Origin of the sequence: Mesorhizobium sp. BR1-1-2 (genome assembly GCF_020165435.1) — a bacterium.
Taxonomy (GTDB): domain Bacteria; phylum Pseudomonadota; class Alphaproteobacteria; order Rhizobiales; family Rhizobiaceae; genus Mesorhizobium.
This window is the reverse complement of sequence record NZ_JAIUID010000028.1, coordinates 1-24,992: the sequence shown is the minus strand read 5'-3', so window position 1 is coordinate 24,992 and position 24,992 is coordinate 1. Positions and strand designations below refer to the sequence as shown.

27 protein-coding genes are annotated in these 24,992 nt (G+C 63.7%); 14 read left to right on the top strand and 13 right to left on the bottom strand.

Annotated elements, in window-relative coordinates:
- Positions 1-165: TOBE-like domain-containing protein (locus LB551_RS29685; protein WP_181172643.1), on the top strand; the 165-nt coding region annotated here is incomplete at its 5' end.
- Between the two features lie 14 nt (positions 166-179).
- Here the strand turns inward: LB551_RS29685 and LB551_RS29680 are convergent.
- Together LB551_RS29680 and LB551_RS29675 are read right to left on the bottom strand one after the other, a co-directional pair.
- Positions 180-578 carry a type II toxin-antitoxin system VapC family toxin gene (locus tag LB551_RS29680; protein ID WP_224661373.1) on the bottom strand — a complete coding sequence of 133 codons (399 nt, stop codon included), beginning with the start codon at positions 576-578 and terminating at the stop codon, positions 180-182.
- The gene (locus LB551_RS29675; protein WP_140553856.1) at positions 578-853 is read right to left on the bottom strand and encodes an antitoxin; all 276 of its coding nucleotides are present in this window, start codon (positions 851-853) and stop codon (positions 578-580) included. The genes LB551_RS29680 and LB551_RS29675 overlap by 1 nt, the downstream gene beginning before the upstream one ends.
- A 211-nt stretch (positions 854-1,064) precedes the next feature.
- On the opposite strand from LB551_RS29675, the gene LB551_RS29670 reads away from it, so the two are divergent.
- Entirely contained in the window at positions 1,065-2,051 is a 987-nt protein-coding gene (locus LB551_RS29670; protein WP_140553854.1) for a sulfate ABC transporter substrate-binding protein, read from the top strand.
- A 258-nt stretch (positions 2,052-2,309) separates the two neighbouring features.
- Positions 2,310-2,759, top strand: coding sequence for an RrF2 family transcriptional regulator (locus LB551_RS29665; RefSeq protein WP_006202816.1), 450 nt, complete (start codon positions 2,310-2,312; stop codon positions 2,757-2,759).
- 62 nt (positions 2,760-2,821) lie between these two features.
- Here the strand turns inward: LB551_RS29665 and LB551_RS29660 are convergent, their stop codons facing one another.
- The 7 genes from LB551_RS29660 to LB551_RS29630 form a co-directional block, all read right to left on the bottom strand.
- Complete coding sequence (locus tag LB551_RS29660; protein WP_224661375.1) at positions 2,822-3,304, bottom strand: gluconokinase; 483 nt, start codon at positions 3,302-3,304, stop codon at positions 2,822-2,824.
- A 69-nt stretch (positions 3,305-3,373) separates the two neighbouring features.
- Positions 3,374-4,360 carry an ABC transporter permease gene (locus LB551_RS29655; RefSeq protein WP_140553852.1) on the bottom strand — a complete coding sequence of 329 codons (987 nt, stop codon included), beginning with the start codon at positions 4,358-4,360 and terminating at the stop codon, positions 3,374-3,376.
- Positions 4,357-5,337: an ABC transporter permease gene (locus LB551_RS29650; protein ID WP_140553851.1), complete on the bottom strand. Its 981-nt coding sequence runs from the start codon at positions 5,335-5,337 to the stop codon at positions 4,357-4,359. Before LB551_RS29650 ends, LB551_RS29655 begins: the two co-directional genes overlap by 4 nt.
- A 13-nt stretch (positions 5,338-5,350) precedes the next feature.
- On the bottom strand, positions 5,351-6,898 hold the full coding sequence (locus LB551_RS29645) for a sugar ABC transporter ATP-binding protein (protein WP_224661372.1): 1,548 nt from the start codon (positions 6,896-6,898) through the stop codon (positions 5,351-5,353).
- 79 nt (positions 6,899-6,977) lie between these two features.
- The gene (locus LB551_RS29640) at positions 6,978-8,105 is read right to left on the bottom strand and encodes a sugar ABC transporter substrate-binding protein (protein WP_140553847.1); all 1,128 of its coding nucleotides are present in this window, start codon (positions 8,103-8,105) and stop codon (positions 6,978-6,980) included.
- 308 nt (positions 8,106-8,413) lie between these two features.
- Positions 8,414-9,442: a LacI family DNA-binding transcriptional regulator gene (locus LB551_RS29635; protein WP_224624465.1), complete on the bottom strand. Its 1,029-nt coding sequence runs from the start codon at positions 9,440-9,442 to the stop codon at positions 8,414-8,416.
- A 164-nt stretch (positions 9,443-9,606) separates the two neighbouring features.
- Positions 9,607-10,851, bottom strand: coding sequence for an MFS transporter (locus LB551_RS29630; protein ID WP_224661374.1), 1,245 nt, complete (start codon positions 10,849-10,851; stop codon positions 9,607-9,609).
- A 198-nt stretch (positions 10,852-11,049) separates the two neighbouring features.
- On the opposite strand from LB551_RS29630, the gene LB551_RS29625 reads away from it, so the two are divergent.
- The gene (locus tag LB551_RS29625) at positions 11,050-11,337 is read left to right on the top strand and encodes a DUF3175 domain-containing protein (RefSeq protein WP_224661371.1); all 288 of its coding nucleotides are present in this window, start codon (positions 11,050-11,052) and stop codon (positions 11,335-11,337) included.
- A gap of 33 nt (positions 11,338-11,370) precedes the next feature.
- Here LB551_RS29625 and LB551_RS29620 read toward each other — a convergent pair whose 3' ends face one another.
- Together LB551_RS29620 and LB551_RS29615 are read right to left on the bottom strand one after the other, a co-directional pair.
- Positions 11,371-12,147: a FadR/GntR family transcriptional regulator gene (locus tag LB551_RS29620; RefSeq protein ID WP_224661370.1), complete on the bottom strand. Its 777-nt coding sequence runs from the start codon at positions 12,145-12,147 to the stop codon at positions 11,371-11,373.
- Positions 12,148-12,250: 103 nt separating this feature from the next.
- Positions 12,251-13,147, bottom strand: coding sequence for an NAD-dependent epimerase/dehydratase family protein (locus LB551_RS29615; protein ID WP_140553841.1), 897 nt, complete (start codon positions 13,145-13,147; stop codon positions 12,251-12,253).
- A 118-nt stretch (positions 13,148-13,265) separates the two neighbouring features.
- Between LB551_RS29615 and LB551_RS29610 the strand changes: the two genes are divergently transcribed.
- On the top strand, positions 13,266-14,204 hold the full coding sequence (locus LB551_RS29610; protein WP_224661369.1) for an NAD(P)-dependent oxidoreductase: 939 nt from the start codon (positions 13,266-13,268) through the stop codon (positions 14,202-14,204).
- Positions 14,205-14,343: 139 nt separating this feature from the next.
- Here the strand turns inward: LB551_RS29610 and LB551_RS29605 are convergent, their stop codons facing one another.
- Together LB551_RS29605 and LB551_RS29600 are read right to left on the bottom strand one after the other, a co-directional pair.
- Positions 14,344-15,126, bottom strand: a complete 783-nt coding sequence (locus LB551_RS29605) for a FadR/GntR family transcriptional regulator (protein WP_140553837.1) — start codon at positions 15,124-15,126, stop codon at positions 14,344-14,346.
- Positions 15,127-15,307: 181 nt separating this feature from the next.
- Positions 15,308-16,297, bottom strand: a complete 990-nt coding sequence (locus tag LB551_RS29600; protein ID WP_140553836.1) for a sugar-binding protein — start codon at positions 16,295-16,297, stop codon at positions 15,308-15,310.
- A 457-nt stretch (positions 16,298-16,754) separates the two neighbouring features.
- Here LB551_RS29600 and LB551_RS29595 point away from each other — a divergent pair, with 457 nt between their 5' ends.
- From LB551_RS29595 to LB551_RS29560, 9 genes are all read left to right on the top strand, one after another.
- A complete protein-coding gene (locus LB551_RS29595; protein WP_140500157.1) occupies positions 16,755-17,498 on the top strand; it encodes an ATP-binding cassette domain-containing protein in 744 nt (247 codons plus the stop codon).
- Between the two features lie 60 nt (positions 17,499-17,558).
- Positions 17,559-18,557: an ABC transporter permease gene (locus LB551_RS29590; protein WP_140553834.1), complete on the top strand. Its 999-nt coding sequence runs from the start codon at positions 17,559-17,561 to the stop codon at positions 18,555-18,557.
- A 177-nt stretch (positions 18,558-18,734) separates the two neighbouring features.
- Complete coding sequence (locus LB551_RS29585) at positions 18,735-19,562, top strand: helix-turn-helix domain-containing protein (RefSeq protein WP_224624463.1); 828 nt, start codon at positions 18,735-18,737, stop codon at positions 19,560-19,562.
- Between the two features lie 117 nt (positions 19,563-19,679).
- Positions 19,680-20,123 carry an SRPBCC family protein gene (locus LB551_RS29580; RefSeq protein ID WP_224624462.1) on the top strand — a complete coding sequence of 148 codons (444 nt, stop codon included), beginning with the start codon at positions 19,680-19,682 and terminating at the stop codon, positions 20,121-20,123.
- A 10-nt stretch (positions 20,124-20,133) separates the two neighbouring features.
- Entirely contained in the window at positions 20,134-20,928 is a 795-nt protein-coding gene (locus tag LB551_RS29575) for an FAD binding domain-containing protein (protein ID WP_140553828.1), read from the top strand.
- 49 nt (positions 20,929-20,977) lie between these two features.
- Complete coding sequence (locus LB551_RS29570) at positions 20,978-21,460, top strand: (2Fe-2S)-binding protein (protein WP_224624461.1); 483 nt, start codon at positions 20,978-20,980, stop codon at positions 21,458-21,460.
- A gap of 10 nt (positions 21,461-21,470) precedes the next feature.
- The gene (locus LB551_RS30000) at positions 21,471-22,838 is read left to right on the top strand and encodes a xanthine dehydrogenase family protein molybdopterin-binding subunit (protein ID WP_263496115.1); all 1,368 of its coding nucleotides are present in this window, start codon (positions 21,471-21,473) and stop codon (positions 22,836-22,838) included.
- A 1-nt stretch (position 22,839) separates the two neighbouring features.
- Positions 22,840-23,844: a xanthine dehydrogenase family protein molybdopterin-binding subunit gene (locus tag LB551_RS29995; protein ID WP_263496114.1), complete on the top strand. Its 1,005-nt coding sequence runs from the start codon at positions 22,840-22,842 to the stop codon at positions 23,842-23,844.
- An 8-nt stretch (positions 23,845-23,852) separates the two neighbouring features.
- On the top strand, positions 23,853-24,734 hold the full coding sequence (locus LB551_RS29560) for an AAA family ATPase (RefSeq protein ID WP_140553821.1): 882 nt from the start codon (positions 23,853-23,855) through the stop codon (positions 24,732-24,734).
- Positions 24,735-24,992: the final 258 nt, after the last annotated feature.

Sequence of the window (24,992 nt, the reverse complement as noted above, 5' to 3'; positions counted from 1 at the left end):
ACGGTGGTCGCCAGCCGCCGCGTCGCCGGCACCCGCCGGGTGGAACTCGAGATCGGCGGCGAACGCCAGCGCGTCGAGATCGAGCTGCCCGTCGACCATCCCGCCGCGCAGAAGAGCCGGGTAGCGTTCCGCCCGGGCCGCTGGAAGCTGTTTCCGGCTGCTTGATAGTAGACCGAGCACTACTCCAGCCAGTTCTCGATCTTCAGGTTGCGGATTCGGATGAACTCGCCCGTATTGGCCGTTACCAAAGTGATGCCCATAGCGCAGGCGTGCGCAGCAATAAAAAGGTCGTTATGGCCAATGTGTTGGCCGGCGGCCTCCAGTTCTGCACGAAGGGCGCCATACTCTGCATCCGCCGGCACATCGAGCGGCAAGACCGGAATCTCGGCCAGCAATTGCTCGACTTTTTTGAGCAGCTTGGCTGATCCCTTCCTGGCACAGCCATATCGCAATTCCGAGGCCACCACGATGCTTGTGCAAATGGCGTCGTCTCCCTCGCGCTCCACTGCATTGGCGGCTTTGCCAGCCGGATTTCGGATCATGTCACTGATGATGTTCGTGTCCAGCATAAACCGCATCAAAAAATGTCCTCGGATTCGACCGGCGCATCATTGATTTCGGGAAAATCGTCCTCGGGGCCGAGCGGCGGCTCGTTTGCCCATTGGGCGAGCAACGCTCCGAGCCCAGCTTTGCGGATCGGCTCAATGACAAGGCGGTCGCCTTCACGGCTGATCAGGACCTTCTCGCCGGGAAGCTCGAACTCGACAGGAATGCGCACCGCCTGGCTGCGGTTATTGCGAAACAGCTTCGCCTCCTTCGACGGCCGTGTTGTTGAATGGCGGTGTTGGGGCATGGTTGCCTCCCTTTGTATATGCATATTGTATATGCATGCTGGCCCAGCAGTGCAAGAGTAAGAAAGCGTTGGGCGGAACAGAATTCTAGTGATCGCGCTCGTGACGACATTTTTTCTTACGGTGGCAGCGCGAAACCATTGCAGGTGTCTCGTCGGGCCAGTGGCGCAGGGCTATGGTCGGGCGATTAAGCACTAGACGGAGTCTCATTTCATGAAGCGATTTCTCCTCGGCGTCGCCACGGTCGCCGGCCTGTTCCTCGCATCTTCCCAAGCCTGGTCTGCCGACAAGCTTCTCAACGCCTCCTATGACGTCGGCCGCGAACTGTTCGTCCAGGTCAACAAGGCCTTTACCGAGAAGCACCCGGGTGTGAGTATCGACCAGTCGCATGCCGGCACCTCGGCGCAGGCGCGTGCCATCGCCGAAGGGCTCGGCGCTGATGTCGTCACCTTCAACCAGGTCACCGACATCGACTTCCTGGTCAAGAAGGGCCTCGTCTCGGCCGACTGGCAGAAGGATTTTCCCGACAACGCCTCGCCCTTCTATTCGCTGCCATCCTTCCTGGTGCGGGCGGGCAACCCCAAGCACATCAAGGATTGGAGCGACCTGGTGCGCGACGACGTGCAGGTGATCTTCCCCAACCCGAAGACCTCGGGCAATGCGCGCTACACCTATCTGGCGGCTACCGCCTACGCCAAGGAGGCCTTCAAGGGCGACGACGCCAAGGTGAAGGAATTCATCACCAAGTTGTTCAACAACGTGCCGATCTTCGACACGGGCGGGCGCGCAGCCACCACCACTTTCGTGCAGCGGGAGATCGGTGACGTGCTGATCACGTTCGAATCCGAAACCCGCGGCATCCGCAAGGAGTATGGCGACGACAAATTCGAGCAGGTCACGCCTTCCGTCAGCCTGCTGGCAGAATTCCCGGTGGCGATCGTCGACAAGGTCGCCGACGAACATGGCACGCGTGATCTGGCCAAAAGCTATCTCGATTTCCTCTATACGCCCGAAGGCCAGGACATCGCCGCCGACAATGGCCTGCGCGCCCGCGATGCCGCCGTCGCCGCCAAGCACAAGGCCGACTTCCCGGACGTGCGCCTGCTGACGGTGGAAAACGTTTTCGGCGGCTGGGACAACATCCAGAAAGAGCATTTCGCCGCCGGCGGCCTGCTCGACCAGGCCTATGGCAGCCGATAAGGTTTTCGCGGCGCGATAGCAGGGTGGGATAAGCAAATCAGGAAAGCCGGCGCTTTGCCGGCTTTCTCCGTTTGCGGCAAAGCATGGCAAATACGACGCCTGCCGCACACAAGGTTACGAAGAATCAACGCGTTTGCGCCTAATGTGCCGGCAAATCGGCTTGTTCGCGAAACGGCAGCGCTCCACAAGCCCCGTCATCATTTGCACACAAACAGCCGCCAGATGCGGGTTGTTGGGGCTTCATGGGTTGACTCGGGCATGCTGACAAAAAAAGGCAAATACGGCCTCAAGGCCCTCGTGCATCTGTCCGGCTTGCCGGTTGGCCAATTGGCCTTCGTCAACGACATCGCGGTCGCCAACAACATTCCCAAGAAATTCCTCGATGCCATTCTGGGCGAGTTGCGCAATGCCGGCTTCGTCCAGAGCCGCAAAGGCAAGGAAGGCGGCTATCGCCTCGCCCGCCCGGCCTCGGAGATCAAGATCGGCCATGTCGTGCGTGTGCTGGACGGGCCGCTGGCGCCGATCCCATGCGCCAGCCGCACGCAATATCAGCGCTGCGAGGATTGCGACGAAGCGACGTGCCAGGTCCGGCACATGATGCTCGAGGTGCGCCAGGCAATCGCCGAGGTGCTGGACAACCGCAGCCTTGCCGCCATGCGCGATGCCGATAATGATGATTTTCCGGTCGAGTTGACGTCGCAGATCTAGACCCTGCGCATGCGCGGCATTTGCCGGCGCAAGTCGAATGCCGGTATGGCGCCGATCAAGGTTCAGAACCGCCGCGTCACGCGCACCGCCTCGGCGACAAGTTCGGCGATCGGGTGCGTCGCATCGAGCGTCAGCGCCCGCTCGTCCGCCGCCGGCGGCTGGAGAATGGCGAACTGGCTGTCGACCAGGCTTGCCGGCATGAAATGACCCTTGCGGTTGCCGACGCGCTGCCGCGCCGTGGCCGGGTCGATCTCCAGGTAGAGGAAGACGATGTCACGGCGGAAGCCGCGCAGCCGTTCACGATAGCTTCGCTTCAGCGCCGAACAGGCGGCGACCACGCCCTGCCCTTTGCCGGCCGAGGCCGCGATGCGCTCGCCGATCGCGTCAAGCCATCCCTCGCGCAAAGTGTCCGTCAACGGCTCGCCTCTGGCCATGCGGGCGACGTTTTCCGGCGGATGCAGCCGGTCGCCTTCGATGAAGACGGCGCCCAGTCTCTCTGCCAGCGCCATGCCGACGGCCGACTTGCCGCAACCGGCGACGCCCATCGCCACGATGACCGGCGCCTGCCCGCTGGCGCCGGTCGGCGATTGATCTGTCCTTTCCGCCACGATGGTCTAGCGGCTTGCCGGCGCGCGGCCGTAGAGCAGCAGCATGGCGACGATGACGACGCCATAGATGATCTGCCTACCCGCCTCCGGCATCTGCATGACCGACAATATGGATTGCAGGAGCGTGATCAGAATAACGCCTGCGACAGTGCCGAGATAGGAGCCGCGCCCGCCAAGGATCGAGGTGCCGCCCAGCACGACGGCCGCGATCGACGGCAGGAGATAGGCGTCCCCCATCGACTGCGCCGCCTTGGAGGCGTAGCCGGCAAGCAGCACCCCGCCGAAGGCGGAGAGCCCGCCGGAGACGGCGAAGGCGATCATCACCACGCGCCTTGTGTCGATGCCGGAGAGATAAGCGGCACGCTCGCGGTTGCCGATGCCGTAGACGGTGCGGCCAAAGCCGGTGCGGGTCAGAACGAACACCATCGCGGCGCCGATCAGCGCCCAGATGATGACCGCGTTGGGAACTCCCGGAATGGCAAAGCCGGTGGCCAGGTAGCGCATGGCGCCGGTGGCCGAATCCTGGGGCGAGAACCCGCCGGTGTAGACCACCATCAGCCCTTGCGCGACGGCATTGGTGGCGAGCGTGATGATCATGGAGGGAATGCGCAGATAGGCGACGCCGATGCCGTTGACGATGCCGATCAGCACTCCGCACAAGATGCCGAAGGGAATGGCCAACGCAACGCCGGCCGGGCCATAGGCGGCCGCGGCGCAAGCCATCATTGCGCCCGCCGCCACCGACCACGGCACCGACAGGTCGATCTGGCCGAGCAGAATGACCAGCATCATGCCGGTAGCGATGACGCCGAGAAAAGAGGCCACCTTGAGCTGCTGCAAGAGATATTCAGGCGACAGGAAGCTGCGCGAATAAAGGCTGCCCAGCAGGAGCAGGACCACGATGCAGGCAAAGGCCGTCAACACCGCGGGATCGGCGCGGCGAATGAATTTCGGCATACGGCCGGCGATGCCGCCCAATGTCGTCTCGCTCACAGGAACCACTCCAACCGGTTGCGGACCCTAAACAGGGCGAAGGCGCCGAGGCTGACGGCGATCAGCAGGATAACGCCCTGGAACAGCGGCTGCCACAGCGGGTCGAAATCGAAGACGAACAAGAGATCGCCGATGGTGCGGAAGGCGAGCGCGCCGAAGATCGCGCCGACGGCACTCCCCTTGCCGCCGAACAGCGAGACGCCGCCCAGCACCACGGCGGCGATGGAAAACAGCGTGTAGGAGTTGCCGCTGGCATAGGCCGCTTCGCCCGTATAGGTGAAGAACGTCAGGAACAGCCCGCCGATTGAGGCCAGCAGCCCCGCCAGCGTATAGGCTGCGAACTTGCCGCGCCGGATGGGCACGCCTGACATGTAGGCCGCCATTTCCGACGACCCCGCCGCATAGGCCGCGCGGCCGAGCACCGAGCGGCTGAACGGCACCCAGATCACCAGCACGACGGCCAGGAGCACAACCATGCTGGCCGGCACCACGTCAAACACACGGCCCGTCAGCGCGTCGGCCAGATCCTCGTTGACCGATCCGCCCGGGAACGGCCGCAGTAGAAGCCCGATGCCATAATAGACCGCGCCGGTGGCGATGGTGGCGACGATCGGCTGCAGCCGCCCGTAGATGACGATGGCGCCGTTGATCGCCCCGCACAGCAGTCCGACGGCCAGTACCGCCAACACGCCAAGCGCCGTCTGCATCGGCGTGCCCACCACCAGCCACGAGGCCAGGCAGTTGGTCAACAGGAAGATCATGCCGACGGAAAGGTCGATGCCGGCGGTGATCACCACCAGCGTCTGCGCCATGGCGACGAAGGCCAGCAGCACGCCCTTGTTGGCCGCCGTCTGCACGACATTGGCGGTGAAGCCGGCCGGATGGTTCGCGGTGTAGATGACGAACATGACGATGAAGATGCCGAGCGCCAGCAGCGTCCCGCGCTGCTCCGCCAACCAGTAGCGCCAATCCTTCACGCCAAAATCCCTTTCACGCGTTCGCTCCCTGCTTCACCGGGCTATCCCCGCCAGGCATGTTGAGCGCGCTTGATATCAGCGCCCGCTCGGTGATTTCTGCGCCCACCAGTTCGCGCTTGACCGCCCCGTCATAGAGCACCAGCACACGGTCGCAGCAGCCGATCAGCTCGTCATAGTCGGTCGAATAGAACAGGATTGCCGCCCCCGCGTCCGCCAGCTTGCGCATCAGCTGATACAGCTCCTGCTTGGTGCCGACATCGATGCCGCGCGTCGGATCGTTGAGCAGGATGATGCGCGGCTGGCGCATCAGCCATTTGGCGATGACGACCTTCTGCTGGTTGCCGCCCGAGAGCGCGCCGACCGGAATGTCGAGGCCGGCCGTCTTGATCGCCAGCAGGCCGACCATGTCGTCGATCAGCCGCTGCTCGGCGGCGCGGTCGATGATGCCGCCTTTCGACAGTCGGTCGAGCGCGGCGAAGGACAGGTTCTCGCGCACCGTCATCGGCAGCATCAGGCCTTCGGTCTTGCGATCCTCGGGAATGAGCGCCATGCCGATGCCGTTCTCGCGGGCGGCGGCGGGGCTGGCGATGCTGACCGGCCTGCCGTCGACCAGGATCTGGCCGGAAAGGCCACGCAGGACGCCGAAGAAGGCGAGCAGCAATTCGCGTTGGCCCTGCCCGTCGAGGCCGCCGAGGCCAACCACCTCGCCTGCCCTGACCGAGAGCGAGATGTTATCCAGGCGATCCGTCCAGGACAGCTTGCGGGCTTCGAGCACAGGCGCCGTGACGGCCGGCGCGAATGTCGGCTTGGGCGGGAAGATGTGGCTGTATTCGCGCCCGATCATCAGTTCGACGACTTCACTGTCGCTCTTTGAGCCGGCGGGATAGCTGGCGACATTGCGGCCGTTACGGAAAACCGTGCACTGGTCCGCCAATTCGGCGATCTCGTTCATGCGGTGCGAGATGTAGAGCAGCGCCAGCCCTTCCGAACGCAGCCGCTTCAGCACGGCGAAGATCTTCGACACATCCGCCGCCGTCAGTGCCGAGGTCGCCTCGTCGAGGATCAGGATGCGCGGCTTCCTGGCCAATGCCTTGGCGATCTCGACCATCTGCCGGCGCGACAGCGGCAGGTCCTTGACCAGTGCCAGCGGATGGATGTCGGATGCTCCCGCACGCGCCAGCGCGTCCTCGGCGATGCGCCGCTGCGCCTTGCGGTCGATCATGCCGAAACGCTTCGGCGGATCGGATATGACAATGTTATCGGCGACGCTGAGTTCGGGAATCAGCGACAACTCCTGGAAGATGCAGACGATGCCGGCCTTGTTCGCGGCGCCCGGCGAGGCGAAGGTCGCCTCGCGCCCGTCCAGCAGCATGCGGCCTTCGTCCGGCGCAACGACCCCCGCCATGATCTTGATCAGTGTCGATTTGCCGGCGCCGTTCTCGCCAAGGATGGCGTGAATGCTGCCGGCCTCGACCGACAGCTCGGCCTTCTCCAGCGCCCGCACGCCGCCATAGCGCTTCGATATGCCTTCCATGCGGAAGAGCGGAGCCGCACCGTCCATCAACCCTCCCAGGGCGCTCGTATATTCGGGGACCGGCGCCGCGGGGTTAGCCGCAGCGCCGAAATGGCATCCAGCGGAACTACTGGTTTTCCTTGGTCTGGCCCATGATCTCCTGGGCGCTGAAGTTGATGCCGCAGGTCGGGAAGGAGTTGCCGACGAAGAAATTGTCGGACTCCTTCGGGAAGTAATCCGTGCCTTCCTTCATGTCCGGATCAGAGGCGACGGCCAGCGGCAGCTTCACCTCTTGCGGCACCACCTCGCCTTCCAGCGCCGCAATGGCCGCCTTGATGGCGACGGCGACCTGGGCCGGCCCCGAGCCGGCGGAGGTGCACTTCAGGCCGTCGGCCGAATGCGCCGCGCAGAACTTGCGGAAACCGTTCTCGGTTTCGCCGCCGAACGGCACGAAGGGATGCTTGGCGTCGATCATCGCCTGCACGATACCGGTGTCACCGCCCTGACCGGTGATGCCGTCGAACGGACCATTTGTGGCGATCGCATCCGCGGTCACCTTCTGTGCCACGCCGTCGTCCCATTTGCCGGCAACTTCGGTGACGTCCCATTTCTTGCCGGAAGCGTCGAGCACCTCATGAATGCCGTTGTGGCGGTCTGTATCGACGGAAGTGCCGGCCACCCCACGCACTTCGAGGATCTTGCCGCCATTGGGCACTTTCTCGACCAGCCATTTGGCCCATAATTCGCCGAGCCCCTTCTGGTCGACATTGACGTTGATGGCGTCCTTCGTGTCGAGGATGTTGTCGAAGGCGACCAGCACGATGCCGGCTTGCTTGGCGCGCTTGATGACCGGGCCGAAGGCGGTCGGATTCTGCGCGTCGGTGACGATGGCGTCATAGCCGGAATCGATGAAGTTGTTGATCGCCGAGATCTGCGCCGGCACGTCCTCTCCGGTCGAGACGACCTTGAATTCCTTGATCTTGGCCTTGACATCCGGCTGGGCGGCATAGGCCTTTGCGGTCTGCACCATCTGGATGCGCCAGGTGTTGGCGATATAGCCATTGGCGAAGGCGATACGGTATGGGCCTTCCTTCTTGGGATATTTGAAGAATTTCGTGTCCGCGCTCCAGGGCGCGAAGCAGTCGGCTTGGGCGGCCGGGCCCGGCACGATCTCGGGGCCGGCGGCCATGGCGGCCGAGTTGAGCATGACGAATGCGCTGGCGGCAATGATGCCACCCACCAGTGACTTGATCATCGATAATCCTCCCATTTTGTAATTTTGATGTCGTTTCGCGATGTGAATTTCGCACGGTCGGCTCCGGCTCCTCCTGCCTTGCCCTACCTGCCTTTCCGATGGCCAATGGCCTATGCGATGCCTCCTCCCCGTTGTTCCCAGGCTGTTGGGGAAAATAGCATATTATACATAATAAACAAGAATTAGTTGTCGCTTATGTATAATAGACAGGCTGCGTGCCGTTGCATTCTCTTCCCTGTCCGATAGTGATGGTAGCGCTACCAAGAGTGCTGTGTAAAGCGCCCTTTCTCCTGATCGCGAAAGTGTGTTCAGCGCGCCGTGCTCTCGCGGCGCATGAGTTCGAAACCGAGATCCACGACGCGCTGCTGCGGCGGCTCGCCTCCTATCGCCGCCAGCGCCATGGCCACCGCCCGCCGTCCGATCTCGTAGCGGGGCGTGCGGATGCTGGTGACCGAGGGAAACGCCACCTGCATCATGTCGAGATCGTTGAAACCGACGATGCCGATCCTCTTGGGCACATCGATCGAAGCGCGATGACACTCGAACAGCGCGCCTAGCGCGATGTCGTCATTGTTGCAGAATACGCCGTCGAGCGTCGGCATCTTGGCCAGCGCGTCGCGGAAAAGCTCGCGCCCCAGCGTCACGCTGGACGGCACCGGCGTGGTGGTGATCAGGCGTGGATCGAACAGGCCGGCTTTCTCCACCGCCATGCGGTATCCGGCCAGGCGTCGCTGCGAGCGCGGATCCATGCGCGCGCCGATGAATCCGATGCGACGGTAGCCCGCTTCGATCAGATGCTCGGTCGCCGCCCTGCCGCCGTCCAGATGCGAGAAGCCGACCATCATATCCACCGGATCGGGGCCGGTTTCCATAACCTGCACCACCGGGCAGCCTGCGTTCTCCAGCAATTTTCGCGAGGCCGGCGTCTGGTCGATGCCGGCCACGATCAGCGCCGCCGGCCTTTGCGGCCCGAACACCTGCAGCAACCGCTCTTCTTCAAGTCCGGAATAGTGGGTGTTGCCGAGCTGGATGCGGAAGGCGCTGTCGGACAAGCTGTCATAGATGCCACGCACCACCTCGGCAAAGACGCTGTTGGTAAGCGACGGCACCAGCACGCCGAACACCTCGGCGCGGGCCGAGGCCAGCGCCCGTGCGTTGGGATCCGGCACGTAGCCGAGTTCGTCGACGGCGGCGTGGATCTGGCGACGCAGGTCCTCGGAGACCCGCTCCGGCTCGCGCAAGGCGCGAGACACGGTGATTGCGCCTACGCCGGCCTTACGCGCGACGTCTGATATGGTCGGGCGGCCGCCGCCTCGGCGCGAGCGCGGCTTGATCAAGGACAGGCCCCATGCGGTGGGTGGCCGCCAAGGCGCTGCCGCAATACGATCGACGTTGCTGTCGCCATCTCACCAGCCTGTGCCACACCCGCTCGCCTCTGGCGTCGCGCAGCCCCGGCCCGTTGTCAAGCCGGGCGCTTGCGGGCGAGTGCTTCCGCTCTGCCTCAGGCCATTGCCGTCGCGCCGCGTCTTGCCTTCCAAAGCACCAGCACCATCATCAGGATGTTCAGCAGGTTCCAGGCGATGCCGTTCAGGAACGCGGCGGCGTAGGAGCCGGTCAGGTCGTAGATCCAGCCCGACATCCAGCCGCCGATCGCCATGCCGAAAATGGTCGCCATGATGACGATGCCGACGCGTTGGCCGGCCTCCCTGGCGGGCATGTATTCCCGCACGATGATCGCATAGCAGGGCACGATGCCCCCCTGCGACAGGCCGAAGACCAGCGAAACGACGTAGAGCGAGGCAAGCCCGTCGAAGGGAATGTAAAAGAACAGTGACAGGCATTGCAGCACCGAGCCGATAAGCAGGGTCTTCACCCCGCCGATGCGGTCGGCGACGAAGCCCGAGGCCACGCGGCTGACCACGCCGGCCGCCATCATGATCGACAGCATGTCGGCGCCATGCGCGACGCCGTAGCCAAGATCCATGCAGTAGGCCACGATATGCACCTGCGGCATCGACATCGCCACGCAGCAGCCGAGACCGGCAATGACAAGCAGCACCTGGAGTGCCGTCGGCGACAGCGAGATCGGCTGCACCAGCCGGCTGCCCGCGGAACCGGCGACCGCGATCGGCGCGCCGCGCCGCAGCATCAGCACCAGCGGCACCATGGTCGCCAGGCAGAAGAGGCCGATGGCCACATAGGTGAAGCGCCAGCCTTCCGCTTTCATCAGGGGCGGCATGACGGTCGGCCAGATCGTTCCGGCGAGGTAGCTGCCGGCCGCGGCCGCCGCCACGGCGACACCGCGACGTCGGTTGAACCAGTGCGAGATGTCGGCGATCAGCGGCCCGAAGATCGCCGACGTGCCGACCCCGATCAGCACGCCTTGGGCGAGCGTGAATTGCAGGATCGAGGTCGACAGCGCCGCCAGCAGGAAGCCGGCAACCAGCGCCATCGAGGAAACAAGCGCCGGGATCCAGTAGCCGACACGGTCGATAGCGCGCCCGACCAGAACGTTTCCGGCGGCAAAGCCGACCATGGTCGCGGTGTAGGGCAGCGCGGCGTCGGCCCTGTCGACGCCGAACTCGGCCTGCACGGCCGGCAGCACCACGACCACGGCCCACATGCCGACGCCGCCGACCGTCGATAGAAGCATCGATACCGCCAGCCGTATCCATGCATGCGAGCTGTCGACGACGGCACTACCGGCTGCTGGTGAGGAGAAGATCGAGGCCAAGCTGTTTCCCATTCCGTCATCGACATTGACCGTTGTCGCGGTCATGCGGCCTAGCGGCCGACGGTCCTTTCGCCACTATCGACGCATTCGCCGCGCCGAGCAGCGCCACATGGGTAATTCCATGGTTCCAGAGTTCGTCGGTTCCGGGCTCACCGGAACGTGCGACGACGAATGACGTTTTGCAATCAGCTCAACGCGAAGGAGATTGCCATGACCGCGAAACGGAAATGGTCGGCTGAGGTGACCGAGCACAGCAATGCCATGGATCTCGAAGACCATGTCTTCGAATCCCATGACCCGAAGAAGATCGCGGCTTCGCTCAAGCGGTCGGCCGAACACAGCGACCGGCGCAAGGCCGAACCGTTCCAGTCCGCCATGTCGATGCTGAACTTCTACATCAACCGTGCCGGCAAGAACCTGCCGGCGAAGCAGAAGAAGGTCCTCGAGGACGCCAAGGACGAACTGCGCGCGGCGTTCGGACGTGAGAAGGAAGGGTAGGCAGAAAGTCGCGCAACGGGTTCCTGGAACGCGTTATCGTGACCTGATCACGTCGTCTGTGTTGGCGAGCAGCTTGCGCACCGCGGCGCGCGCCGCGTCGGGCCGCTGCAGGCGGATGTTCTTCTCGATCGCCTCGTGCATCTTCTGTGCGTGCTGCAAATCGTCGAGTTCCCGCGTCGTATAGGTGAAGAGATGGTCGAAGGCGGATTCGATCAGCACCCCGAGCGGCACCAGGAGATCGTTGCCAGACGCCCGCAGGATCGCGAGATGAAAGCGCGTGTCGGCGCGGGTGCGCTCCTGCAGACTTGGCGCCTCGCCCATCTCGCGGCAGGCCTGGCTGATTTCGGCCATTTGTTCGTCGGTGCGCCGCATGGCGGCAAAAGCCGACGCCTCCGGCTCGATGATGTGGCGGAATTCCTGCACGGTCTTCAGAAATACCTCGCGATCCGGCGAGGTCGCGTACCAGGCGAGCACGTCGCGGTCGAGCAGATTCCAGCGCTCCTTCGGCTCGACCCAGCTGCCGATCTTGGGGCGCGAGGCGAGCAGGCTTTTAGCCATCAGCATCTTGATCGCCTCGCGTACCGCCGAGCGGCTGACGCTGAAGGTCTCCGACCATTTGGCTTCGTTGGGCAGGATGGTGCCTGGCGGATAGTCGCCACGCACGATCCTGAGCCCGATCTCGCTGGCCAGCGAGGTGTGCACGCTGGAACCCGGAATGCGCGCCGCATCGGTGCGGCGAACGCCGGCCTGACGCTCGGCCGATCCCCCTTTTGCCGGCGATTTTTCCTTGTTCGGCTTCGCGTCCCGCATAGCTCCAGAAAGTCCGGATTGAGCAGGGTGTCAAGCACGGCAAGCGGGTTCACCCGCAAAGCCGGCTTCTGTGCACAACTCAAAACCCCTGCGGCGCCTGTTTTCAAGCGATCTTGACGTATTTGCGCCAGCTGTGTTCCGGCCGAAAGCCCAACATGTCGCGCGCCTTGCGATTGGACAACAGCGTCTCGAATTCGCCGAGCTCACCCTTGACCGGCACGCCGGGATAGAAGCGCTTCAGCAGTTCCGCGGTCGGCAGATCCGACGAAGTGTCGTCATTGGCGGCGTTGAACACCTGGTAGCCGAGCCCATCCTTCTCGATGGCGCGCAGCGTGATCTGGCCGAGGTCGCGCGCATCGACATAGCTCCAGGCGATACGCTTGCGGAAACCCGGATCGGCGAACCATTTCGGAAACAGCGAATATTCGTGCGGCTCGATGACGTTGCCGATGCGCAATGCATAGATGTCGGTACCGTCGCGCTGCGCAAAAGCCCGTGCCGTCTTCTCATTGACGACCTTGGAAAGGGCATAGCTGTCCATCGGATCGACGTCGTATTCTTCGTCGAGCGGGAAATATTTCGGCGCGCGCGGCTCGTTGGCGAAGACCAGGCCGTAGGTGGTCTCGCTGGAGGCGATGATCACCTTGCGGATGCCGAGCTTCACCGCCGCCTCGATGACATTGTAGGTGCCCATCGCGTTGATGCGGAACACCTCGTTATCGGGCGTGATCATGATGCGCGGGATGGCGGCGAAATGCACCACGGCGTCGACGGGCTGCGGGCGCAGCGACGGATCGAATTCATGCAGGCCCGCATAGCTCGACAGCGCGTTGAACACCTGCCCGCTGTCGGTGATGTCGGCAATTAGCGTGCGCACCTTGGGATTGTCGAGCGGCTTGGTGTCGATGTTGAGCACCTGGCAGCCCTGCTCCACCAGATATTGCACGACGTGGCGCCCAGCCTTGCCGCTACCGCCGGTGAACATGATCCGTTTCGTCATTCTGGTCTCCACGAAAGCCCTGGGATTATGTGTATTGTCAGACAATATTGCTTTCTGCAACCGCATACGGCTAAAACAGCAGCGACATTATCGATAATCGCAAAACAGGACAGACAGCATGAACACGACCGCAGCGAGCGAGAAGATCGGCTTCATTGGCCTTGGCCTGATGGGCCATGGCATCGCCAAGAACATCGTCGACAAAGGCTATCACCTGACCTTCCTCGGCCGCAAGAACCGCAAGCCGGCGGAGGATTTGGCTAGCCGGGGCGCCCACGAAGCCGCGACCTCCCGCGACGTGGCGGCGGCATCGACAATCGTCTTCATCTGCGTCACCGGTTCAAGCGAGGTCGAAGCCATCATTCGCGGCCCCGGCGGTCTCAAGGAGGGACTGAAAAAAGGCGCGGTCGTCGTCGACTGCTCTACCTCCGACCCCGTCTCGACCGTGGCGCTCGCCGCCGAGCTCAAGGCGCTCGGCGTCGACTATGTCGACGCGCCGCTCAGCCGCACGCCCAAGGAGGCCTGGGAAGGCACGCTCGACGCCATGGTCGGCGCCCCCGACGACGTCTTTGCCAGGGTCAAACCGGTGATCGAAACCTGGGCCGGCCGTATCGTCCATATCGGCGACACAGGTGACGGCCACCGCATGAAATTGCTCAACAATTTCGTCTCGTTGGGCTATGCCGCGATCTATTCCGAGGCATTGGCCCTGGCCGAGAAGGTCGGCATATCGCCGGCGCGTTTCGACAGCGTCATCCGCAACGGCCGCATGGATTGCGGCTTCTACCAGACCTTCATGCGCTGGACGCTGGAGGGTGATCGCGACGCCCACAAATTCACCGTCGCCAACGCCTTTAAGGACCTGACCTATCTCGAATCGATGGCGGGTTCTGCCGGCATCGCCAACCCGCTCGGCAACGCCACCAAGAACGCCTTCGCCGGGGCCTTCGCCACCGGCCCGGCCGAGCAGTACGTGCCGATGCTGGCCACCCATATCGGCAAGGTCAACGGTGTCGACCTGATGCCGATGAAGGATGGAAAGAAACAGACGATTTAAGGGGTGAGAAGCGGTCCGCGCAGCGGATGAAGGGCCAACAGCTTGGCTTTTCGAGCTTCGAACGCCTTAAGCCTGCGAAGGGCCGACGAAGGGCTACGCATTGCCCCGGGGAAAGGCGATCACCAAGCGCAAGCGCCGGTCACCCCCGCCCCCTTCCGACCCTCTCATCGGTATCGGCGAGCAGCTTGTGCACGGCGTTGCGCGCCGCCGCGGGTCGCTGCAAACGAATGTTCTTCTCGATCGCCTCGTGCAGCTTCTGTGCCCGCCGCTGGTCGCCGACCTGTTGAGTCGTGAAGACGAAGAGGTGATCCAGCGCCGATTCGATCAGCACGCCGAGCGGCACCAGCAGGTCGTTGCCGGAGGCCCGCAGGATGGCGAGATGAAAGCGCGTGTCGGCGCGGATGCGCTCCTGCAGGCTTGCCGCCTCGCCCATCTCGCGGCAGGCCTGGCTGATCTCGGCCATCTGCTCGTCGCTGCGCCGCACCGCGGCAAAGGCGCTCGCTTCCGGCTCGATGATGTGACGGAACTCCTGCACGGTCCGCAGAAACACCTCCCGGTCCGGCGCGGTCGCGTACCAAGCGAGCACGTCGCGATCGAGCAGGTTCCAGCGCTCCTTCGGTTCGACCCAACTGCCGATCTTGGGGCGCGACGCCAACAGGCTCTTGGCCATCAGCATCTTGATCGCCTCGCGCACCGCCGAGCGGCTGACATTGAACGTTTGCGACCATTGGGCTTCGTTGGGCAGGATGGTGCCGGGCGGATAGTCGCCGCGCACGATCCTGAGCCCGATCTCGCTGGCCAGCGAGGCGTGCACGCTGGCACCGGGAAAGTGCGCCGCATCGGGCCGGCGCATGGCGGCCGGACGGCGGCCGGCCTGTGCCTTGGTCCGAATGGCGCGCTTGTTTGACTTCTCGTCCGGCATCCACGTTCCAATGCGTCGGCCGTACCTGTTCCGGTCAGGAACTGTCGGTCCGCCGATGCCATTGCCGAAAAATTCGAACCTCGGGCGCGCCAAAGCCGGAGCCGCTGCCCCTGAAATGCGTGTCCCTGTTCGTCAGCAGAGGTGGCGGGGCGCCCGCTGGCGAGCGCCCCGATCGAGACGCCTACTTCTGGATGCAGGTGTCGACCGTATCCTTGGTGCATTCGTCGAGGCCGGTGAACACCGGATCGTCGACCTTCTTGCCTTCGATCAGGTCGATCATCACGGACGGCGCCTTGTAGCCCATCTCGAACGGCCGCTGGCCGACCAGCGCGGTGACAAGGCCATCCCGGGCGATCGCCACCTCGTCGCCGATCGTGTCGGCGGCGCCGATGACGAAGTCGTTGCTGGCCAGCTTGTCCTTCAGCGGTCCGACCAGATCGCGATAGGGCTGCGGCGCGCCGAACAGCGGCCAGCCGCCCATGATGCCGAACGCATCGAGCTTGGGGTTGGCAGCAAGGATGTCGGTCATCGCCTGCACGCCCTTGGCGCCGTCGTCATTGGTGAACACCGGGCAGCCAGCCACTTCCGTCCAGCCGCCTTCGCCGGCAAGGGCTGCAAGTCCTTCCTTGCCCGACAGCGCGTCACGCATGCCTTGCGCGCGGCGTAGGATGTTGTCGGCCGCCGGATTGCCCTCGATGGTGCAGATCGTGCCGCCATTCGGCTTGGCTTTCTTGATGTATTCGCCGATCTTCTTGCCCATCAGATAGTTGTCGGTGCCGAGATAGGTCTTGCGAAGTGCTGCGTCCTCCTTGGCAAGGTCGGCATCGACGGTCATGATCGGGATCGACGGGTTGGCGCTCTTGATCGTTTGCGCGATCAGCGGCGCGTTGGACGGCGAAATCGCCATCGCCACCGTGTCGGGCTTGCTCAGCATATCCTGCACGATCTGCGCCTCGCCGGCCTCGTCGGAAGTCGACGCCGGACCGGTGTAGAAGCACTCATATTCCGAGCTGGCGTTTTCCTTGTTCCATTTCTCGCAGCCCTGGTGGATGGCCTCGAAGAACGGATTGTCGAGACCTTTCACCACGATGACGAGCTGCTTCTTGGCCAAAGCCGGCCCGGCGCCCAACGCCATGGCGGCGACGGCGGCGAGCAAAACTGTTTTCCTCATGTCAGTCCTCCCTTGGAAACAGACGGACACGGCGTGCCCGCCACACAGATCGCCCTGATGCGAGATGACAGAAGCAAGCGCTCGTGCCGTCAGGCCAGGCCGATAAGCATTTTCAGATGCGACCAGGCCGGCAACGATGCCGGCACGATCGGTAATCCTCCACCGGTTGCGCCGCCAAACGACGTCGTCAAAGCCGGCATATCTTCCTCCGACGCTCAACTAATAACGGCTTGCCGCCAACGTCAATTGCTATTTGTCCTACAAAACGGATTTTTCCAGAAAGGCAGGATCTCATTCGTCCGACAATTGCCCAAATCTTATTCGTCAGACAATTGACGCCCGTGCAGGCATTTGCGTAAATGACCGCGTCGCTGCTTCCGGGGAGGAGCTGGGGGAGCGAACCGAAGCTGTCGCCCCTTCCCGGGACAGACGGCCAGACATGGGAGGCAAAAGGCTGGTGGCGGTTCTCGAACTCACCAACATCTCGAAGCATTTCGGCGCCATCCAGGCGGTGAACGACGTGTCGCTGTCGATCGAGCCCGGCCAGGTCGTCGGCCTGATGGGCGACAACGGCGCCGGCAAGTCGACGTTGGTCAAGATGATCGCCGGCAATTTCCGCCCGAGCCACGGCACCATGCAGATGGACGGCAAGGATCTGATCCTGCACAAGCCGGTCGAGGCCCGCCAGCACGGCATCGAGATCGTCCACCAGGATCTGGCGCTGTGCAATAATTTGACGGCGGCGGCCAATGTCTATCTCGGCCGCGAACTGCGCCGCGGCGTCGGGCCCTTCCGTATCCTCGACTATGCCGCCATGTACAAGCGCGCCGGCCAGATATTCGCCGAGCTCAAGTCCGAGACGCGCCCGCGCGACCTCGTCAAGCAGATGTCCGGCGGTCAGCGCCAGGCGGTGGCGATCGCCCGCACCATGCTGTCGCAAGCCAAGATCGTGCTGATGGACGAGCCGACGGCGGCGATTTCGGTTCGCCAGGTGGCGGAGGTCCTCAACCTGATCCGCCATCTGCGCGACCAGGGCATCGCCGTTGTGCTGATCAGCCACCGCATGCCCGACGTTTTCGACGTCGCGGACCGCGTTATCGTCATGCGGCGCGGCAGGAAAGTCGCCGACAAGGCGATCGCCTCGAGTTCGCCCGAGGAGGTCACAGGGCTGATCACCGGCGCCATCGAGCAGGTGGTGTGAGAGCGGCAAAACCGGATTCATTGCGCTGGCGCGTTTCGCTGCCGGCAGGAAAGGTCGATAATGGCAGTCACCCTTGATCAGACGATCGCGCAGAAACAGCACAGTTTTCTGTCGCGGCTGCTCTCCAGCCAGACGTTCTGGGTGGTGATCGCCGTCATCCTCGCCTGTATCTTCCTGTCCTTTGCCACGGATGCCTTCGCCACCCCGAAGAACCTCTTCAACATCACCCGCAACGTCACCTTCGTCGCCATTGTCGCGCTGGGCATGACCTTCGTCATCATCACCGGCGGCATCGACCTGTCGGTCGGTTCGGTGCTGTGCCTCTGCTCGATGGTGCTGGCCGTTACCATGCATGCCGGGTTTTCGATCGAAGTCGGCATCCTGGCCTCCATCGCCACCGCACTCGTCATCGGCGGCTTCAACGGCATTCTGATCGCCTATCTCGGCTTTCCGCCCTTCGTGGTGACGCTCGGCATGCTGTCGATCGCCCGCAGCCTCGCCATGGTCGCCTCCAACAACACCGTCGTCTTCCAGTTCGGGCCCGATCACGACAAGCTGCTGGCGCTGGGCGGCGGCGCCTGGCTCTTCGGCATCGCCAATCCGGTGCTCTACATGATCCTTTTGGCGCTGATCACCGGCTTCATCCTGCGCTGGACCAAGTTCGGCCGGCATATCTTCGCCATTGGCGGCAACGAGCATGCTGCGACGCTGACCGGCGTTCCGGTGCGCCAGATCAAGGTCGCCGTCTACATGATCTCGGCGCTGTCGGCGGGAATTGCCGGCATCATCCAGACCGGCTGGCTGGGCGCCGTCACCACCAATCTCGGCAACGGCATGGAGCTGCAGGTCATCGCCGCCACCGTCATCGGCGGCGCCAATCTCGCCGGCGGCGTCGGCACCGCCTTCGGCGCCATCGTGGGTGCCGCCCTCATCGAGGTGATCCGCAACAGCCTCGGCCTGCTCGGTATCAACGCCTTCTGGCAGGGCACCTTCATCGGCGGCGCCATCCTGCTGGCGGTGCTGTTCGACCGCATCCGCAACTTCAGGCGCAGCGATTAAAAGCCTGTCTTTGCCGAAGCGCCGTTCATTCGGGTCCTATCGCTCAGTCTGAAAATCGGCTGAAGCGGCCTGCCGCAAATACCGGCCGTGCGGCTATGCCTTGACGGATACGGAAAACCGGCCGCACAATCCCCAAGCAGGCGAAGGGAGGCCAGTCGCCTGCGGGAGGATATACCCATGACGGAAGCGATCAGGCTCTACTGGGGCCGGTTCGGACATGTTTCTGTCCTGAATGTCGCGAGCGACTTCGTCACCCATGCCCATGTCGAGGCACATCTCATCATCTGGCTGGAAGGCACCGCCGGCGAGATGACCATCGGTCGTGAGACGGTTCTGCTTGGGCCTGGCACGGCTGCCGGCATCAACTCGCTGCAGCCGCACAGCCATGTGCTGTCGCAGGACGGCACACCAGGCCTGTTCCTCGCCTTCTACATCGACCCCGACTGGGCACGGCGGCGCCGTGACCTGCCATCGTCCGCGCCGCTTTTCACGCAGGCGGCAATCACGCTCGAACCCTGGCTGCACCAGGCTGCTGCCAGCCTGCTCGATCATCTGACCGACAATGAGAGCATCGACGATGTCGCCAACTACGAGATCGAGCGCTTCATCGATTCGGTGCTCGATGCCGCCGACGCTTCGGCTCCGCAGGAGCCGCGCGGCCGCGTGAACACCGTGCAGGATTTCCGCGTCCGCAAGGCGATCCAGTTGATGAAAGCCAATGTCTGCGAGCGTATCTCCTTCGATGACGTGGCGCGCAGCGTCGGCCTCTCGCGGCCGCATTTCTTCGCGCTGTTCAAGGAACAGACCAGTTTGACGCCCAACGTCTACTGGAACACGCTGCGCATGGAGGAAGCGGTGCGCCAGCTCCAGTGGTCGCATGAGCCGCTGATATCGGTCGCCTGCAATCTCGGCTTCACCACCCAGGGCAATTTCTCGCGTTTCTTCCGTGACCATGTCGGCGTGCCGCCGACGCTCTATCGCGAAGCGGCGCGAGCCGTGTCCTGAGGGGCCGGAAACCGGCTATTTTCAGACTGATTGATACGTGCCCAAGACGCATTGATAAGCACCGCGACCACGGTCGGCCTACCGTCCCAAGCAGAACGTTTGCAAGGGAAAGAGCATATGGCTGATGTCACCATCTCCACCGTCATCGACGCGCCGGTCGAAAAGGTCTGGGCGCGCATCCGCGACTTCAACGGACTGCCGAGCTGGCATCCGCGCATGGTCGAAAGCCATATCGAGGACGGCAAGGACGCCACCACGATCGGCTGCGTGCGCAACTTCCAACTGGCCAGCGGCGCGCGGCTGCGCGAAAAGCTGCTCGATTTCTCCGATGAGAATTTCCTCGTCAGCTATTCGATCCTGGAAACGCCGCAGCCGCTCACCAACCACAAGGCTACGCTGCAATTGCGGCGCGTCACCGACGGCGACCGCACTTATGCCGAATGGACCGCCAGCTTCGACGCAGCACCCGAAGAAGCCGACAAGCTGGCCGAGGGCATGGGCGCCAATGTCTTCCAGGGCGGCTTCAACGCCCTGAAGAACCATTTCGCCGGCCAGGGTTGAGGAGCGGGCCATGGCGCTGGCATTGCAGAGTTTTGCAACGGTGAAAGACGCCAGCGCGGCGCTGAAAGCCGCCGGCACGCGCTATCTCGGCGGCGGCACGCTCGTCTTGCGCGCCGCCAATGAAGGCGATGTTTCGGTCTCCGGCCTTGTCAGGTCGACCGACCCGGCCTTGTCGGCCATCGCGGTCTCCGGCGGCACGATCCGCATCGGCGCTTCGGTGACCATGGCGGCGATCGCCCGCCATCCCGAGCTCAGCCAGCTTGCCAAGGCCGCGCGTGCCGTTGGCGGTCCGGCGATCCGCAACATGGCGACCGTCGGCGGCAATCTGTTTGCGCCAAGTCCCTATGGCGATTTCGCGGTCGCCCTGCTGGCGCTGGACGCCATCGTGAGCACCAATGACGGCGAAATGCCGATGGAAGCCTTTCTGGCCAAGCGGGACGGGAGCCGCGCGATCGTCACCTCTGTAAGCTTCACGTGGCCGGCACAGGGAAGCTTTCGATTCGTGAAGGTCTCGCGGGTAAAGCCCAAGGGCGTCTCGGTGCTCAGTATCGCCGCTATCCTGGAACAGGCCGGCAACGGCACAATATCCTCGGTGCGGATCGCGCTCGGCTGCATGGCCGACCGGCCGATGCGAGCCAAGACAGCCGAGAAAGCGCTGCTCGGCAGGACACTGGACGCGGACGGCGTCGCTTTGGCTCTGGCTGCCGCCAACGACGGCATCGAACCTATTACCGACCCGATCGCCAGCGCCTGGTATCGCGCGCAAGTGCTGCCGGTTCATCTTGGTCGGCTGCTGCTCAGCTAGTTTCGGGGGCGCGCGCTTGCCCTGCGGGGCAGGCGCGCAAGGAGGAAGAATGGCGAAGGTCCCGGTTCAATTCACGCTCAACGGTTCTGAAAAGGCCGAATTCATCGACAGCGGCACCACGCTGCTCAACGCCTTGCGCGACAAGATCGGCGACACTTCGCCGAAGGGCGGGTGCCATCAGGGCACCTGCGGCGCCTGCTCGGTGATCATCGACGGTGAGCTCCGGCTGTCCTGTCTGACGCTCGCCGAAACCTGCAACGGCGCTGCCATCACCACCACGTCGGGTCTTGCCGAAGGCGGCGTTCTGCATCCTCTCCAGCGCGCCTTCCTCGACGCCTTCGCCACGCAATGCGGCTTCTGCACGCCGGGCATGCTCATGGCGGCCAAGGTGCTGCTCGACCACATCCCCAATCCCAGCCGCGACGACGTCGTCGAAGCGCTGTCGGGCAACATATGCCGCTGCACGGGCTACGAGCCTATCATCCAGGCGGTGCTCACCGCCGCTCGCGCCAACTCGCAGAACGCGGCCTGAGGGAAGCAAGATGGAACTGCGCAAAAGCTATTTCTCGGACGTCCGCAAGGATGACCTCAACGAGATCGGCCAGCCGAGGCCCCGCTCGGATTCGCCCGGCCATGTCACCGGCAAGACAGCCTATTTCGCCGACCGCAACTTTCCCGGCATGCTGCATCTGAAGATGGTGCGCAGCCCGCACCATCATGCCCGCATCCGGTCGATCGATACCTCCGAAGCGGAAAAACATCCGGGCGTGGTGAAAATTCTCACCGCCAGGGACGTCCCGCACAATGTCTACACCATCCTGATCCTGATCCAGATCGGGCCGGAGGACGAGACGGTTCTGGCCGACGGCAAGGTGCGCTGGAAGGGCGAGGCTGTGGTGGCGGTGCTGGCCGAGACGGAGCGCGCCGCCCAGGAAGCCGCGGCCAAGGTCAAGGTCGATTACGAGGTGCTGCCGGCCGTCTTCGACATGGAGGAAGCGCTGAAGCCCGGCGCGCCCCTCGTCAACGAATATCACGGCCAGAACTACTATCTCTATGACAGCGGCGAGTGCCGCAAGGTGCGCTTCGGCGATGTCGAGACAGGCTTTGCCGAGGCCGACTACGTCCTCGAACAGAGCTATCATTCCTCGCCGATCGAGCATGCGCCGACCGAGACCACCGGCTGTATCGTGGCACCGGAGGGCAATGACCGCTTCACCTGCTATACCAACACGCAGGCGATGTTCTTCACCCTCGACAACACGTCGATCATTTTGCAGATGCCGGGCAGCAAGCTGCATTTCGTCGGCGGCACGGTGGGCGGCGGCTTCGGCGGCAAGGTCGATGTCATGGTCGAACCGATCGCCATTCTCGGCGCAAAATTAACCGGACGACCAGTCTGTTTCATCTACAGCCGCGAGGAGGAGATGCAGATCTCGTCACCTCGCGCGGCCGAAAAGGTCGTCATCAAGGACGGCGTGATGAAGGACGGCCGCATCGTCGCCCGCAAGGTCACCGGCTACACGGACGCCGGCGCCTACTCCCGCCATTCGCCCTATGGCGCCCAGAAGGGCGCGGGGCACTATCCCGGCCCCTACACCATCCCCAATGTCTGGATCGATACGTACTGCGTCTACACCAACCGCACCCCCTCCTCCGCCATGCGCGGCTTCGGCGTCACCATCGGCGACTTCGCGCTGGAGGTGCAGATGGACAAGCTGGCGCGGCTGATCGGCATGGATCCGCTCGAATTCCGTTTTATCAATGCCTATCGCGACGGCGATATGAAGGCGCATCGCCAGCCGACCGAAGGGGCGGCCCTTATCGAGTGCATGCAGGAAGCCTCGCGCGCGGCCAACTGGCCCGTGGCCGAGAAGTACATGGCGATGTCCTCCTACGCGAAGGGAGCTTGAGATGGCGATCAGGCGCGGGCGCGGCGTTGCCGCGATCAATTATCCCACGGGCATGAACCTCGGCGGCGACCCCACCCAGGCGCTGGTGCACTCCACCCCGACCGGCAATTTCATGGTGACGCTGTCATCGGTTGATCTCGGCCAGGGCATGAAGCAGATCATGGCGCAGATCTGCGCTGAGACGATCGGCGTGCCGACGGACCGCGTCGTCGTCGACACCGCCGATACCGACACCGGCCCGCACTGCATGGGCACTTTCGCCTCGCGCGGCACGCACCGCGCCGGCAACGCCGTCATCCAGGCGGCCAAGGAAGCCCGCCAGGTGATGCTCGAAGTGGCCGCGGAGGAGCTGGAGGTCAACGCCTCCGACCTCGAGACCGACGGCCAGGGCAACATATTGGTCAAAGGCGCGCCGCAGAAATCGATCTCGATCTTCGACGTCGCGCTGTCGGCGCATTTCAAGCGCGGCCGCTCGATCTCGGGACGCGGCATGTTTCTCATCCCGCGCTCCTATCCGGAGAAGGAGACCGGCGCGATGAAGCCATCGACCTGCTATGCGCATGCCTGCACGGTGGCCGAGGTCGAGGTCGACGACGAGACCGGGGAAGTCACCGTGCTGACGGTGAAGAACGTCTTCGAGATCGGCCGCGCGCTGAACCCGAAAATGGTCGAGCAGCAGCTGGTCGGCGGCTCGTGGATGGGCATCAGCCACGCGCTCTACGAAGCGACCGAACCCTATTATCCCAACCGTGACCATGGCGGCACCGATTTCAACCAGTACCTGATGCCGGGTCCCGGCGATCTCGCCGAGACCGAGATCATCGTGCTGGAGCGGCCCTCGGCAGATGGTCCCTACGGCGCCAAGGGGCCTGGCGAAATGTGCGCCAATCCACAGATTCCGGCGGTCGCCAATGCCGTCTTCGACGCTGTCGGCGTGCGCATCGACACGTTGCCCATCACGCCGGAACGCATTTTGCGCGCGCTCAAGGCGCAAGCGACGACCTGAGGACCGACATGCCCGAGGTAAACGCCGAAACGGTCGCGACTTCGCCAGAAGCGGTCGCCGAGCGCCTCGCTGCCTCGCATTATCTGGCTGATGAAAGCCTGGCGACGGCCATCTTCCTGGCGATCCGGCTGGGTAAGCCGCTGCTGCTCGAAGGCGCTCCGGGCGTCGGCAAGACGGAAGCGGCCAAGGCAATCGCCGAGTTGCTCGGCCGCGATCTGGTGCGGTTGCAATGCTATGAAGGCATAGACGCCGCACATGCGCTCTATGAGTGGAACTACCAGCGCCAGCTGCTCGCCATCCGCCATGCCGGCGAGCAAGAAGTCGATATCTACGACGACCGCTTTCTGATCGCCCGCCCGCTGCTGCAGGTGCTGAAGGCGCCGGAGCAGCGCATCCTGCTGGTCGACGAGATCGACCGTTCCGACCACGAATTCGAGGCGCTGCTGTTGGAGTTTCTTTCCGACTTCCAGATCAGCATTCCCGAGCGCGGCACCATCCGCGCCACCGCACAGCCGATCGTCATCCTGACCTCCAACCGCACCCGCGAACTCGCCGAAGCGCTCCGGCGGCGTTGCGTCTATCACTGGATTGGCTATCCCGATGCCGAGCGCGAGGCGGCCATCATCATGCTGCGCGCCGGCGATGTCGCAGAGGCAACGGCACGCGCTGTGGCGTCCGCCGTGCAGAACATCCGCGCGCGTCCACTCGCCAAACCGCCCGGCATCGCCGAGGCCGTCGAATGGGCGAATGCCGCGACCATCCTGGAAAAAGGCGGCAGCCCCTGGCCGGAAGCCTTCCGCCGCGCCATCGGCGTGCTGATCAAGGACGAGGAGGATCTGTCCTACATCGCGCCCGAGCTTGGCCGCATCGTCGACGAGGCGCTGGCGTGAGCCGCGATCTCAGCGCGCCCTTCTCCCTGACGCCGGCGGGACAGCGCGCCCCTCTGTCCTGGCGGACATCTCCCCCACAAGAGGGGAGATCAGCAACCTCGGCGCTTCGCTCAATCCTGCAACGTTGGAGATTGGCGAAAGCCGGGATGACATCCGATCTCCCCCCAAGTGGGGGAGATGTCCGGCAGGACAGAGGGGGGCGCGAAGGAACGCAACGGTTGGAATATTTCTGCCATGCCGCGCGACCGTAGCTTGCCC

Excerpts from the sequence above, each read along its gene's own strand:
- LB551_RS29680 (WP_224661373.1), bottom strand. The coding sequence starts at position 578 with ATGCGGTTTATGCTGGACACGAACATCATCAGTGACATGATCCGAAAT.
- LB551_RS29675 (WP_140553856.1), bottom strand. The coding sequence starts at position 853 with ATGCCCCAACACCGCCATTCAACAACACGGCCGTCGAAGGAGGCGAAG.
- LB551_RS29670 (WP_140553854.1), top strand. The coding sequence starts at position 1,065 with ATGAAGCGATTTCTCCTCGGCGTCGCCACGGTCGCCGGCCTGTTCCTC.
- LB551_RS29665 (WP_006202816.1), top strand. The coding sequence starts at position 2,310 with ATGCTGACAAAAAAAGGCAAATACGGCCTCAAGGCCCTCGTGCATCTG.
- LB551_RS29660 (WP_224661375.1), bottom strand. The coding sequence starts at position 3,304 with ATGGGCGTCGCCGGTTGCGGCAAGTCGGCCGTCGGCATGGCGCTGGCA.
- LB551_RS29645 (WP_224661372.1), bottom strand. The coding sequence starts at position 6,898 with ATGGACGGTGCGGCTCCGCTCTTCCGCATGGAAGGCATATCGAAGCGC.
- LB551_RS29640 (WP_140553847.1), bottom strand. The coding sequence starts at position 8,105 with ATGATCAAGTCACTGGTGGGTGGCATCATTGCCGCCAGCGCATTCGTC.
- LB551_RS29630 (WP_224661374.1), bottom strand. The coding sequence starts at position 10,851 with ATGGGAAACAGCTTGGCCTCGATCTTCTCCTCACCAGCAGCCGGTAGT.
- LB551_RS29625 (WP_224661371.1), top strand. The coding sequence starts at position 11,050 with ATGACCGCGAAACGGAAATGGTCGGCTGAGGTGACCGAGCACAGCAAT.
- LB551_RS29620 (WP_224661370.1), bottom strand. The coding sequence starts at position 12,147 with ATGCGGGACGCGAAGCCGAACAAGGAAAAATCGCCGGCAAAAGGGGGA.
- LB551_RS29615 (WP_140553841.1), bottom strand. The coding sequence starts at position 13,147 with ATGACGAAACGGATCATGTTCACCGGCGGTAGCGGCAAGGCTGGGCGC.
- LB551_RS29610 (WP_224661369.1), top strand. The coding sequence starts at position 13,266 with ATGAACACGACCGCAGCGAGCGAGAAGATCGGCTTCATTGGCCTTGGC.
- LB551_RS29605 (WP_140553837.1), bottom strand. The coding sequence starts at position 15,126 with ATGCCGGACGAGAAGTCAAACAAGCGCGCCATTCGGACCAAGGCACAG.
- LB551_RS29600 (WP_140553836.1), bottom strand. The coding sequence starts at position 16,297 with ATGAGGAAAACAGTTTTGCTCGCCGCCGTCGCCGCCATGGCGTTGGGC.
- LB551_RS29590 (WP_140553834.1), top strand. The coding sequence starts at position 17,559 with ATGGCAGTCACCCTTGATCAGACGATCGCGCAGAAACAGCACAGTTTT.
- LB551_RS29585 (WP_224624463.1), top strand. The coding sequence starts at position 18,735 with ATGACGGAAGCGATCAGGCTCTACTGGGGCCGGTTCGGACATGTTTCT.
- LB551_RS29580 (WP_224624462.1), top strand. The coding sequence starts at position 19,680 with ATGGCTGATGTCACCATCTCCACCGTCATCGACGCGCCGGTCGAAAAG.
- LB551_RS29575 (WP_140553828.1), top strand. The coding sequence starts at position 20,134 with ATGGCGCTGGCATTGCAGAGTTTTGCAACGGTGAAAGACGCCAGCGCG.
- LB551_RS29570 (WP_224624461.1), top strand. The coding sequence starts at position 20,978 with ATGGCGAAGGTCCCGGTTCAATTCACGCTCAACGGTTCTGAAAAGGCC.
- LB551_RS30000 (WP_263496115.1), top strand. The coding sequence starts at position 21,471 with ATGGAACTGCGCAAAAGCTATTTCTCGGACGTCCGCAAGGATGACCTC.
- LB551_RS29995 (WP_263496114.1), top strand. The coding sequence starts at position 22,840 with ATGGCGATCAGGCGCGGGCGCGGCGTTGCCGCGATCAATTATCCCACG.
- LB551_RS29560 (WP_140553821.1), top strand. The coding sequence starts at position 23,853 with ATGCCCGAGGTAAACGCCGAAACGGTCGCGACTTCGCCAGAAGCGGTC.